General features: G+C 30.9%; 14 protein-coding genes. 9 read left to right on the top strand and 5 right to left on the bottom strand.

The genetic code is table 11. The features are described 5' to 3' along the window. The first annotated feature begins 111 nt into the window (after positions 1–111). Together ACH2CG_RS16175 and ACH2CG_RS16170 are read left to right on the top strand one after the other, a co-directional pair. Positions 112–612 carry an RNA polymerase sigma factor gene (locus ACH2CG_RS16175; protein ID WP_395067072.1) on the top strand — a complete coding sequence of 167 codons (501 nt, stop codon included), beginning with the start codon at positions 112–114 and terminating at the stop codon, positions 610–612. 944 nt (positions 613–1,556) lie between these two features. Beyond that, complete coding sequence (locus ACH2CG_RS16170; protein ID WP_395067070.1) at positions 1,557–2,279, top strand: carboxypeptidase-like regulatory domain-containing protein; 723 nt, start codon at positions 1,557–1,559, stop codon at positions 2,277–2,279. Positions 2,280–2,341: 62 nt separating this feature from the next. Here ACH2CG_RS16170 and ACH2CG_RS16165 read toward each other — a convergent pair whose 3' ends face one another. The 5 genes from ACH2CG_RS16165 to ACH2CG_RS16145 all read right to left on the bottom strand — a co-directional run bounded on the left by ACH2CG_RS16165 (position 2,342) and on the right by ACH2CG_RS16145 (position 7,377). Further along, the gene (locus ACH2CG_RS16165) at positions 2,342–3,205 is read right to left on the bottom strand and encodes a rhomboid family intramembrane serine protease (protein ID WP_395067068.1); all 864 of its coding nucleotides are present in this window, start codon (positions 3,203–3,205) and stop codon (positions 2,342–2,344) included. A gap of 1 nt (position 3,206) precedes the next feature. Then, positions 3,207–3,956 (bottom strand): rhomboid family intramembrane serine protease, encoded by a 750-nt coding sequence (locus ACH2CG_RS16160; protein WP_395067130.1) that lies wholly within the window; start codon positions 3,954–3,956, stop codon positions 3,207–3,209. After that, positions 3,956–5,815, bottom strand: coding sequence for a DNA mismatch repair endonuclease MutL (gene mutL / locus ACH2CG_RS16155; RefSeq protein ID WP_395067066.1), 1,860 nt, complete (start codon positions 5,813–5,815; stop codon positions 3,956–3,958). The genes ACH2CG_RS16160 and mutL overlap by 1 nt, the downstream gene beginning before the upstream one ends. A gap of 173 nt (positions 5,816–5,988) precedes the next feature. Further along, positions 5,989–6,486: a 6,7-dimethyl-8-ribityllumazine synthase gene (ribH, locus tag ACH2CG_RS16150; RefSeq protein ID WP_395067064.1), complete on the bottom strand. Its 498-nt coding sequence runs from the start codon at positions 6,484–6,486 to the stop codon at positions 5,989–5,991. A gap of 96 nt (positions 6,487–6,582) precedes the next feature. Further along, the gene (locus ACH2CG_RS16145; protein ID WP_395067062.1) at positions 6,583–7,377 is read right to left on the bottom strand and encodes a tol-pal system YbgF family protein; all 795 of its coding nucleotides are present in this window, start codon (positions 7,375–7,377) and stop codon (positions 6,583–6,585) included. A 142-nt stretch (positions 7,378–7,519) separates the two neighbouring features. Between ACH2CG_RS16145 and recF the strand changes: the two genes are divergently transcribed. From recF to ACH2CG_RS16110, 7 genes are all read left to right on the top strand, one after another. After that, a complete protein-coding gene (gene recF / locus ACH2CG_RS16140; RefSeq protein WP_395067060.1) occupies positions 7,520–8,599 on the top strand; it encodes a DNA replication/repair protein RecF in 1,080 nt (359 codons plus the stop codon). Positions 8,600–8,651: 52 nt separating this feature from the next. Beyond that, complete coding sequence (locus ACH2CG_RS16135; RefSeq protein WP_395067058.1) at positions 8,652–9,371, top strand: rhodanese-like domain-containing protein; 720 nt, start codon at positions 8,652–8,654, stop codon at positions 9,369–9,371. A 32-nt stretch (positions 9,372–9,403) separates the two neighbouring features. Beyond that, a complete protein-coding gene (locus tag ACH2CG_RS16130; RefSeq protein WP_395067056.1) occupies positions 9,404–10,078 on the top strand; it encodes a DUF2461 domain-containing protein in 675 nt (224 codons plus the stop codon). A gap of 121 nt (positions 10,079–10,199) precedes the next feature. Next, positions 10,200–11,213 (top strand): UDP-N-acetylmuramate dehydrogenase, encoded by a 1,014-nt coding sequence (murB, locus tag ACH2CG_RS16125; protein ID WP_395067128.1) that lies wholly within the window; start codon positions 10,200–10,202, stop codon positions 11,211–11,213. Between the two features lie 62 nt (positions 11,214–11,275). Next, entirely contained in the window at positions 11,276–11,647 is a 372-nt protein-coding gene (locus ACH2CG_RS16120) for a hypothetical protein (RefSeq protein WP_395067054.1), read from the top strand. Between the two features lie 9 nt (positions 11,648–11,656). After that, on the top strand, positions 11,657–11,893 hold the full coding sequence (locus ACH2CG_RS16115) for a type II toxin-antitoxin system HicA family toxin (protein WP_395067052.1): 237 nt from the start codon (positions 11,657–11,659) through the stop codon (positions 11,891–11,893). A 9-nt stretch (positions 11,894–11,902) separates the two neighbouring features. After that, positions 11,903–12,517: an FMN-binding negative transcriptional regulator gene (locus tag ACH2CG_RS16110; protein WP_395067050.1), complete on the top strand. Its 615-nt coding sequence runs from the start codon at positions 11,903–11,905 to the stop codon at positions 12,515–12,517. The last annotated feature ends 16 nt before the right edge of the window (positions 12,518–12,533 follow it).

Genomic DNA, 12,533 nt, shown 5'->3' with positions numbered 1-12,533 from the left:
TTATCCGAAAACTTTTTTCAAATCGTTCCCAACCTTTTTAATAAAAAAGTCCTCTTTACAATAAAGACATTAATTGTGATAAACGAAACTATACTAATAGCGTGCAGAAAAATGCAGCGAGAAGCGCAAAGGCAAGTGTATGACTACATGTCGCCTAAGTTGTATCGCACCTGCAAACGCTACCTAAAAAAAGAAGAAGAAATAGAAGAAGTGTTGGCAGATGCTTTCTATACTATTTTCACCAAACTGGAACAACTCAAAGAACTCGGAGCTTTTGAAGCTTGGGCTCGAAAAATTACTGTAAATCAATGCCTTCATCAATTAAAACGTAAGGTAAACTTCAATCTATATTTAGAAGACACAAGTCATTATTTACAACCAGAAACTTTGCCCGAAACCAATCTTGAAGAAGAAGATTTGCTCAACTTGCTCAATTTTATTCCAGAAGGATGCAAAACTATTTTTAACCTCTTTGTGATTGAAGGTTACGCTCACAAAGAAATAGCTAGCATGCTTCAAATATCGGAAGGAACGTCTAAATCACAATTGAATGTGGCTAAAACCAAATTAAAAGAACTAGTCAACAATCATTATTATCAAAAAGTAAAATAAGTCATGGACAATCAAGATAAATTATTTAATCAAATCAAATCGGCTGCCCAAAATGCCGAAACCAAAGACTTCGCGTCAATGGACAAAGTTTGGAACAGAGTTGAAGAGAAACTAGACAAAAAAGTTTTAAAAAAAGAAACCAAACTCTGGAAGAAAATTGCCGTTGCAGCATCTGTTTTATTAGTAGTTTCTTTAGGATATCAATTATTTAAAGACACTAAAACTATAACTAATCAAGAAAACGAAATTGTATCAAACGATTCCTTAAAAATTGTAACACCTAACCAATTTGAAAAACAAAATGCTATTGTAGAAAGTGAAAATGTAAATACGTACATCAAGAAAGATGCTGCAGCAATTTTAGAAAAACAAATTACAACTCAAACTCAAATTGTAAGCAACGAATACAGCTTAACTACTTCAGAATCTATCATTACCGATTCTATTACAGAAAAGCAAAAAGGTTCTTTCAATGTCACTTCAGCTAAAAAAGCTAGCAATACATGGCATGATACTAAAAAATTTGAGTCAAGAGGAGTTGAATATGAAGATGATGCTCTTGCCAAAGAGGAAGTTAGAAATGAAAAACAAGATAAAGAAAAGAAACAAGATCCATTACTTGTCATTGATGGTAAAGTATCTAACAAATCAATGTCTAATCTTGATGAAAACGAACTAGAATCTATAATAGAATTAAAAGAACCCTTGTACATAATTAATAGTGTTTACTATACAGAAAAAGATTTATTTGGACCCAATCCAACAAGTCCTTATGCTCCATTAAACAAACAAAAAATTGAAACAATTTCTATTTTACAACCAGAAAAAGCAACAACAATTTATGGAGAAAAAGGCAAAAAAGGAATTGTAATTGTAACTACTAAAGACGGAAAACCTTTATCTATAAAAGAATAAAAAACCAATTTAATTAAATAATCAACAGTATGAAAAGTATAAAACTTATTTCATTAGCCATAACTATGTTTATTTTCTTTACCGGATTTGGACAAGAAAGAATAATAAAAGGAACCGTTTCAGATAAAAATGAAGCAATTCCATTTGTTAAAATAGTAATTAAAGGAACTAAAATAGAAACTCAAACAGATTTTGACGGCAACTTTTCTATTAATGTTAAAAGAGGAGACAAACTAATTTTTAGTTACATTGGATATGAAAATTTTGAATTAAAAATTAAAGAAGAAGTTTCAGAATATTTTATAAAACTTAAAACTAGTGCCGTTTTATTAGAAGAAACTTATGGCGATCCAATACCAAGAGTAAGAAAAAAAGAAACATATTCAACACTAATAATTAAGGAAGAAGAGGTAAAAAATCTAAAAAAAGAAAAATCAGAAACTATAATAATAGATGAAAAAGATTTAAAATTAAACGACATTCAAGAAAATAAAGAAACTCAAATTATTAAACGACCTTTTCACAGAACTACCAATTCTTATAATGAACCACTGTATGTAATTGATGGTTTTATAATTAGTGCTAAAAAATTACAAAAGATAAATTCTAATAATATAAAATCTATAAAAGTACTTAAAGGTGAAGCTGCAACAATAATTTATGGAAATAAAGCAATAAATGGAGCAATAATTATTGAATCTCAAAATCTTACTAGAAGAGAAATTAAAAAATTAAAAGAAAATGAAATTTAAGAGAACATAAAAAATAGCATATTAAAAATAGTTAGTTTCATTGATGGTCGCGAATATATAATTTATTTACCAGCTTTAAAAAGAAACTCTTTCTCTTCTGCTGTCAATGCATCATAACCTGATTGACCTATTTTATCAAGAATTTCGTCTATTTGTTGTTGTGTTTTATCTTTAACTACTATTTTACTTTGACTCTTAACCTCAGGCTTTTTAGGGTTAACATGCACTTTTCTGAAAGGTTTAGAACTTTTGGGTTTAAATAGATTAACAAAAAAATCTATTATTGAAGTTATTACAGTACTTAAATCGGTTCCGTTTTGTAAAATTTTGATGTAACCAAACCCAAATAAAGCGCCAGCTAAGTGAGCAATGTGTCCTCCAGTATTGTCTGTTAGAATTTGCATAGCATCTAATACAATTATAACTGCTGTTAAATGCCAAAGTTTTACGTTTCCTAAAAACATCAATCTAACTTCCATTAAAGGCTGATAAGTTGTTGTTGCAAATAAAATCGCCATGATAGCTGCTGATGCACCAACAATATTAGAAGATATTCCTAAAATATAATAACAAATAACAAAAGCTAAACCTGCAAAAATGGCACTCAAGATATACAGTCCAAGAAATTGTTTCTGGGTAAAGAACGTTAGAAATAATCTGCTTGAAAAATTTAAAATCATCATATTAAAAAACAAATGCCAAAATCCCGAATGAAGGAAAGCATATGAAATTAATGTCCATGAGAAAAACAATACATTTCTAGGATTGGAAGAAAGTGAAATCCAAGTTGGAAACTCAAAATATCCTTCTTTAAACTGATAGAAAAATAGTAATGAAATAATAAATGAAGCCACATTCCAATAGATAATTCTATTAGAAACACCACCTATTTTATACTGTAGTTTTAAATCTTCTAGTACTGTCATATTAATTCCAACGTTTGTGATTAAACTGATTTTTCTTCCAAAACCACATCATTATAAATCCGGTTATCGCACCGCCAATGTGGGCAAAATGAGCAATTCCTGTGCTTCCAGCTCCAAAGATAGAACTACCTCTAAAACCAAGAACTAAATCAACTGCAATTAATCCAGGAACAAAATATTTTGCTTTTATTGGAATAGGAATAAACATAAATCCCAATTCGGCATTTGGTACCATAAAAGCAAAGGCAACTAATAAACCGTAAATTGCTCCTGAAGCACCAACAGCTGGAGTCATATAAGAACTTGCAAGAGAATCTACTCCACTTTGTCCAAGAATATCTACCCATCGTTTATCAAACATTTTATCATTTAACAAATTAAAAATATCTGTTTCTTTAAATCCTGATTGAACCAATGCATCAAATTCATACTTAAACTGAAAGTAATTAACCATTGAGTGTAATAAAGCAGCACCTAATCCGCAAGAAATGTAAAAAAACAAGAATTTTTTTTCACCCCAAAAATGCTCTAAAGCACTTCCAAAAGAATACAGGGCAAACATGTTAAAGAAAATATGCATTAGGTTGGCGTGCATAAACATATGCGTAAGCGGTTGCCAAAATTTAAACATAGGGTTTTGAAAATAATACAATGCAAAATAGCTTTCAGCAACAGGAACAAATTGACTTCCTATAAAAAAAATAATATTAAGTATCAATAGTTGTTTTACAACTGGTGTGATGTTATTCATCATAAGGCAAATCGTTTATCAATATCTTCAACACGCATTGTGATGAAAGTTGGTTTTTGAAATGGTGAAACATTTGGGTCTTTGCAAGCAAAAAGATTATTAACTAAGTTTTCTTGCTCTTTTTCTGTTAAATAAGTTCCGGTTTTAACCGACAAACTTTTGGCCATCGACTTGGCAATGGTATCGTTCTGACTGAAACTGCTCTCTGGAATTCCGTCTTGTAAATCGGATATTAAATGTTCTAAAACCAGCGAAACCTCACTTTCGGTAGTATTTATTGGAATACCCGAAATGTGAATGGCATCGTCGTCTATTGCTTCAAAAACAAATCCTGTATTCTCTAAAGACGGTTGTAATTCGGCTATCAATTTCATTTCATTATGAGAAAAATGCAACTGCAACGGAAACAATAACTGCTGACTAGAAGCTTGATGAACCGTCATGTTGGTCAAAAATTGTTCGTACAAAACGCGTTGGTGCGCTCTGTTTTGATCCATAATAACCATTCCCGATTTTATTGGACTTACGATGTATTTTTTGTGAATTTGATAGGTTCTTTTTATTGTTTGTTCTTCTTCTTTTTCATCAAATAAGGAAGCTGTTACTTCTTCATTTTCAAAAGAAAACGATTCTACCTCGGTTGTATCTTGCTTTAAACCAACATACAAGCTTTCCCAATTTTGCTGCTTTTCGGAAGTTTTATAAGATGTATTTCCTGCATTTCCAGAAAATGACTTGTTTGGTAATTCTTCTGCAAAAGGATTGTAACTTCTATCAACTTGAACAGTTGGATATTGTGCATTTTTATTTTGATATTCATAAGGTGTATCCAAATTTGGATCGCGATCAAAATCTAAAGCTGGTACAACATTAAATTGTCCCAAACTGTGCTTGATTGCCGAACGCAAAATAGAATATAAGGCATGTTCGTCATCAAATTTAATTTCAGTCTTTGTTGGATGAATGTTGATATCAATAGTGTTTGGTGGCACATTCAAATATAAAAAATAACTTGGCTGCGCACCATTGGGCAGCAATCCTTCATAAGCATTCATAACAGCATGATGCAAATACCCACTTTTTATGTACCTATCGTTGACAAAGAAAAATTGTTCACCACGATTTTTTTTAGCAAATTCGGGTTTTCCAACAAATCCTTGAATGGATAAAATTTCGGTTTCTTCTTGAACAGGAACTAATTTTTCATTGGTTTTACCCGAAAAAATATTTACAATACGCTGTCTGTAATTTGATTGCGGCAAATTAAACATTTCACTTCCGTTGTGGTACATTGTGAAATAAATATTTGGATGTGCTAAGGCTACACGTTGAAATTCATCAATAACATGACGCAATTCTACAGTTTCCGATTTAAGAAAATTTCTTCGAGCCGGAATATTATAAAACAAGTTTTTAACCGAAAACGAAGTGCCTTTTGGCAAAACTGCTGGTTCTTGTGACACAAATTTACTGCCTTCAATAACAATATGGTTTCCTAATTCTTCCTGATCTTGCTTGGTTTTCATTTCTACGTGAGCAATCGCAGCAATTGATGCCAAAGCTTCACCACGAAAACCTTTAGTATGTAACGAAAATAAATCTTCCGCTTGACGAATTTTGGATGTTGCATGGCGCTCAAAACACAAACGTGCATCGGTAACACTCATTCCTACTCCATTGTCAATAACCTGAACCAATGCTTTTCCTGCATCTTTTATAATTAATTTTATATCTGTTGCTTTTGCATCAACAGCATTTTCTAGCAATTCTTTTACTACAGACGCTGGTCGTTGCACCACTTCACCAGCAGCAATTTGGTTGGCAACATGATCGGGAAGTAATTGAATTATGCTTGACATTTTTTTATTTAGTGTTCAGTTATTAGTAATAGGCAAAAATTCGCTTAAAAACCAAAGTTAGCAAATTTAAGGAAAATCTATTGGTTATTATAGTTAACAAGTTACTAAAAAAGAAAAAACCTACTCTTCAACAAAGTAGGTTTCTATTCTATTTTTTAAAAGTAATTTTAAAACTATTTAATCTCAGAAACTCTTCTCAATTCGGCCATTTTTATTGCGGCAATTGCAGCTTCTGTTCCTTTATTTCCGTGAATTCCTCCACTTCTATCGATAGATTGTTGTTCGTTATTATCTGTAAGCAAACAAAAAATTACTGGAACATCCGTTTGGACATTTAAATCTTTTATTCCTTGTGTTACGCCTTCGCAAACAAATTCGAAATGCATTGTTTCACCTTTTATAACACAACCAATTGTGATAACCACGTCAACTTCTTGCGTAACTATCATTCTTTGAGCACCATAAACAAGTTCAAAACTTCCTGGAACATTCCAACGGATGATATTCTTTTGAAGAGCACCACAATCTAAAAGTGCGTCAATAACTCCTTTATAAAGTCCTTCTGTTATGTGATCATTCCATTCTGAAACAACAATCCCAAATCGAAAATTTTTCGTGTTTGGCAATTTACTTTTATCGTATTGTGAAAGATTTTTATTTGCTGTTGCCATTTTTTAGTGTTTTAAAAAATTTAAATAAATTGTAAAAAAAAACGAATCAAAAATTGATGACAATTCTTAATTCGTAATTTTTGATTCGTAATTAAATTATTGAGCCATTCCAATCAAAGCATCAATTTGTTGCGCTTCTGGTGTATCTTGGTACTTTTCTTTAATTTCTGTAAAATATTTCAATGCCTCAGCTTTGTTACCCAATGCCATTGCAGTTTGACCTGCTTTGTATAAATATCTTGGTGTTGTAAATTCATTTACATTTTGATGTGCCGCTTTTTCATAAAGTTCTAATGCTTTTTTTGCATCATTTTTTTCTGAATAAGCATCACCTAAAGCTCCAGTAGCAACTGGTCCTGTGAAAGCATCTTTAGCCGAATATTTTTCTAAATATTTGATAGCTTCATCATATTTTTTCAAATATAAATTAGAAATTCCTGCATAATAATTAGCTAAATTTCCAGAATCTGTTCCAGAAAATTGATCGGCAATTCCTGCTGCACCTTGTTTTCCATCAGCACCTTTCAATACTAAATTGAATAATGAATCTTGCGTTTTAGCAACAGTTGCATCTGTAGCCAATTGAAAATTTTGTTGTGCAACAAATAAATCCTCAGTAGCTGTAATTTCTTTAGGCTCAACGATATACTTTTGATAAGCCAAGTAACCAATAGTTACTAATGCTACAGCACCCAATAAACCTAATATATATTTTTGGTTCTTAGCAATCCAATCTTCAGTTCTTGAAGCTGTTTCATCTAAAGTGTCAAATGCTTTTGCAGTAGCACTATCTTTTGAATCTACATTTGGTGTATCTTCAATAAAATTAGCATCTAATTTTTCTTCTTTTTCTTTTGGTGCTTTGTAACCTCTCTTATTATAAGTTGCCATCTAGTTTTAATTTAGTGTGCGCAAAAATAAAATTTTTATTCTAATTTGAAAGTCATTTTGTCGATAATTTTCAATAATTTGCACCCACTTAAAAAAAAACACTCACAAAGTCGCTGATAATAGTGTTTTCAAGCCATTACAAATGTTTTTAAAAAAGATTTCTTTATACAATTATAAAAATTTTTCGGAAGCTTCCTTCGAATTTGATGTAAAAATCAATTGTTTCGTCGGAAAAAACGGCATTGGAAAGACTAATGTGCTCGATGCAATCTATCATTTGGCAATTGGAAAAAGCTATTTTAATCCGTTGGCAGTTCAAAATATAAAACACAACGAAGAGTTTTTTGTCATTGATGGCGAATTTGAAAAAGCAGCTCGAAGTGAGCAAATTATTAGTAGCTTTAAAAAAGGACAAAAGAAAATCTTAAAACGAAACGGAAAGCAATACGAAAAATTCTCTGACCACATTGGATTTATTCCGTTAGTAATAATTTCGCCTGCCGATAACGACCTTATTATTGAAGGAAGTGAAACCAGACGAAAATTTATTGATAGTGTTATTTCGCAATTAGATTCTAACTATTTACAAGAATTAATTCAATATCAAAAAATCATTAGTCAACGCAATGCTCTATTAAAGTATTTTGCTTTAAATCATGTTTTTGAAGCAGATACATTATCTATTTATAACGAACAATTGGATGGTTTAGGTCAAAATATTTTTGAAAAACGTAAGAATTTTATTGAAGAATTTCTACCAATTTTCAACAAACACCATCAAGCAATTACTGGATCGGAAGAAACGGTTCAATTAGTCTATGAAAGTCATTTATTTGAAGGTTCAACTTTGGCTTTACTAGAAAAAAATTTGGCGAAAGACCGAGCTTTACAATATACTTCAATTGGCATTCACAAAGATGATTTGGCGTTTCAAATTGATCACTATCCTATAAAGAAGTTTGGCTCACAAGGTCAACAAAAGTCGTTTTTAATAGCTTTAAAACTGGCGCAATTTGAATTTGTAAAAAAACAGTCTGGTGAAAAACCAATCTTATTATTTGATGATATTTTTGATAAATTAGACGAAACTCGCGTTAGTAAAATTGTAGAAATGGTCAATCAGGAAGAATTTGGACAATTATTTATTTCCGATACACATCCCGAGCGCACCGAAAACATTGTAAAAACCACACATCAAAGTTATAAAATATTTAACTTGTAACATTTGCTACTTTGTTCTATTTTTACTTTATTATTTTTGATAAAAAATTATTATGAAAAAACTCCTATCTCTTCTATCAATAACAATTTTTCTAGTTAGTTGTCAAGGTAAAACAAGTAAATCTGATGCAAATTTAGAAGCCAATCAACCGATACAAACTATTTCAGGAATTGATTATGAGGCAAAACTATTATCCCTAAAAAATCCGCAATTAATAGACGTTAGAACTCCAGAAGAATATGCTGTTGAGCATTTACAAAACGCTACAAATATTGACTGGAATGGAAATGATTTTACTGCAAAAGTTGAAAAATTAGACAAATCAAAACCTGTTTTTGTGTATTGCAAAGTTGGCGGAAGAAGCAGTCAAGCTGCAGACAAATTATTGGAATTAGGATTCAAAGAAATTTACAATCTTGATGGTGGAATTATGAAATGGAAAGGCAAAAAAACTGCAAATTCAGATGTAATTCCAACAGGATTATCGGTTTCTGAATATGATAAATTAATTAATTCTGACAAAAAAGTTATAATTAATTTTTCTGCAAAATGGTGTGCTCCATGTAAAAAAATGGAACCTTATTTATTGAAAATGCAGGAAGAATTAAAAGGCAAAATCTCCTTAATTCGATTGGATGCCGATGAAAACAAATCGCTTTTAGAATCGATGAAAATAGATGGTTTACCCGTAATTTTAATTTATGAAAACGGTAAAGAAACTTGGAGACATTTAGGTTATTTACCAGAAGAAGATTTGAGAGAAAAAATATAAAAGACAAGGTTATAAAAAATAATTTAGGACAAATGATAACAGAAGAAGCCTTACAATTTCTTGCCGATTTAATTGCGAATAACAATACCGAATGGATGCACGCCAATAAAAAACGGTATGAAAATTATAAAAAAGACTATCATAATTATATAGCATCCATTTTGGCAGAAATGAAACCTTTGGACAAATCATTAGAGCCATTGGAAGTAAAAAACTGTACATTTCGCATCAATCGTGATATTCGTTTTAGCAAAGATAAATCACCTTATAAAACCAATATGGGTGTTTGGTTTTCACAGAATAAAAATCGTAAAAATAGTCCAGGATATTACATTCATTTTGAATCAGGAAATTCGTTTATCGCTGGTGGAGTTTGGTGTCCCGAACCAAGTGAACTAAAATTAATTCGCAAAGAAATTGAATTTTTTCACGACGATTTGGAAACTATTGTAAACGATAAAAAGTTCAAAAATGAGTTCAAAGAACTTGACAAATCGGAAGGAAACATGCTAAAAAAAGCACCTAAAGATTTTGATCCAAATCATCCAGCAATTGAATTTTTGAAATTAAAAAGTTTTACAGCATCTGAAAAAATTGACGATAAATTATTTATGCAACCCGATTTTAGTAAAAAAATTGCTCAGAAATTAATTGCGTTAAAACCAATGAATGACTTTTTGAGACGCGCTTTAGAAACGGAAGAATAAATTGGACGTACGAGGTACAAAATACGAAGTACGAAGTTATGAGATAATTAAAAAACGTCTTTTTTATATTTCTATAATTTCTGAAATCTGTGTTATAAAAATCAATTACAACATCAATAAAATGCAAATTCAAACTAACTTTTCACTAAAAAAATACAACACTTTTGGAATTGAAGCCAAAGCAAAACAATTTGTTGCGGTTCATTCTAACGATGAATTAAAATCTATTTTAGAACATTATTCTTCTGATAAAAAATTTATTCTTGGTGGCGGAAGCAATATGTTGTTAACGCAAGATATTGACGCACTTGTAATTCACATCGATTTAAAAGGAAAAAAAATCATTAAAGAAGACGACGATTTTGTTTGGGTTGAAAGTCAGGCTGGCGAAGTTTGGCACGAATTTGTTCTTTGGACTATCGAACAAAATTTTGGTGGATTAGAAAATATGTCGCTTATTCCAGGCAATGTTGGCACAACTCCTGTTCAGAATATTGGCGCTTATGGAACCGAAATTAAAGACACCTTTGTTTCGTGTGAAGCTATGAATATTGCAACTCAAGAATTAAAAGTTTTCACCAAAGAAGAATGTAATTTTGGTTACAGAGAAAGTATTTTTAAGCACGAAGCCAAAGATAAATTTGTGATAACTTCTGTGGTTTTCAAACTCACAAAACGCAATCATAAAATCAATACTTCATATGGAGATATTACTAAAGAATTAGAAAATAAAAATGTCATAATTGCAACATTAAAAGATGTTTCTAATGCTGTAATTGTGATTCGCCAAAGTAAATTACCCGATCCAAAAGAGTTGGGAAACAGCGGAAGTTTCTTTAAAAATCCAATTATTTCCAAATCAGAATTTGAAAAAGTACACGCTTTACATCCTGAAATGCCACATTATGTAATTTCAGAAACCGAAGTTAAAATTCCTGCTGGTTGGCTTATTGAAAAGGCTGGTTTTAAAGGAAAACGTTTTGGTGATGCTGGAATTCATAAAAATCAAGCTTTGGTTTTAGTAAATTATGGCAACGCAACTGGACAAGAAATTTTAGCGGTTTCTCGCGACGTTCAAGCGACGGTTTTAAAGGAGTTTGGAATTGCTATTGAAGCTGAAGTTAATGTTATTTAATATTGAAATTTTGACATTAGAAATAAAAAAAATATAACTACATTTGTTTAAATAAAAAAAATATGAGCATCAATTTCAATGATATAATTGAAACGGTACGAATTAAAGAAAGTTCAATTTCTATTAAAGCTATTGTTGCAACTGGTAAAGAAGGCGAGCATTTTGTTGCAATTTCTCCAGCAATATTAGTTAGTGGTTATGGGAATTCAAAAGAAGAAGCGCATCAATCTTTTCAAGAAAATCTTAGACTTTTTTGTGAGGATTTAATGAAATTAACCAATGAACTAAGGGAAATTGAATTAACAAAACTTGGATTTGCCAAAGTAAAATACCACAATAAAAATTATTCAAAATCTTATGTTGATGAAAATGGCGTTTTACAGGGTTTTGAACCTGGAACTCTAAAAACATCAATGCTAGAAGCTACTGTTTAATTTTTGTAAATGGGAAATAACAGACCAGTTAAGACTAAAGATTGGATTGCTTTTCTTAAAGCAAATAAATGTTATTATATAAGAACCAACGCATCACACGATCATTATAAATGTCCCGATTGTTTTAGAACAATTACACATCGAGAAAAAGATAAAGATATTCCAGCCATGCACTTAAAAACTAATTTGGCTACTATGGGAAAAACTTTGAACGAATTATACGATTGGATTGAGAAAAATTGTTAGAAATTAAAGATGTACATCCCGAACCTATACAAAAACGAAAATCAATCCGAAATCAAGAATTTCATTCATGAAAACGGATTTGCAATTCTAGTAAATCAAACCAATGGAAAACTTTGGGCAACTCATATACCGTTGTTTTTGGATATAAATAAATTAGGTAACGAAGTTCTGGTTGGTCATGTTTCTCTAGAAAATCCACAAGCCGAAAGTTTTAAAGACAATCATGATGTTTTAGCCATTTTTTCGGGTGCACATTCCTACATTTCTTCCTCCTGGTACGATCATGAAAATGTACCAACATGGAATTATATCGCAGTTCATGTTTACGGAAAAGTTACAATTTTAAAATACGACGAAGCCGTTTTATCGCTTAAAAAATTAGTCGATAAATACGAAACCAAATCTGAAAATCCTGTAAAAATTGAAGAATTATCTAAAGAAACAATCCGCCAAGCAAGAGGAATTGTAGCATTTGAAATAGAAATAACATCAATTGAAGCCATAAAAAAAATGTCTCAAAATAGAGATGACAAAAATTACAAAAACATCATTTCAGAATTAGAAAAAACTCATGATAATCAATCTATTGAAGTAGCCAATGAAATGAAAAAATGTCAGCGATAATTTTTTTAAAAAATCC

Source organism: Flavobacterium sp. (genome assembly GCF_043778725.1).
In the GTDB taxonomy this organism is placed as follows: Bacteria; Bacteroidota; Bacteroidia; order Flavobacteriales; family Flavobacteriaceae; genus Flavobacterium.
The sequence above is the reverse complement of the archived record's forward strand: the minus strand, read 5'-3'. Positions and strand labels throughout refer to the sequence as shown.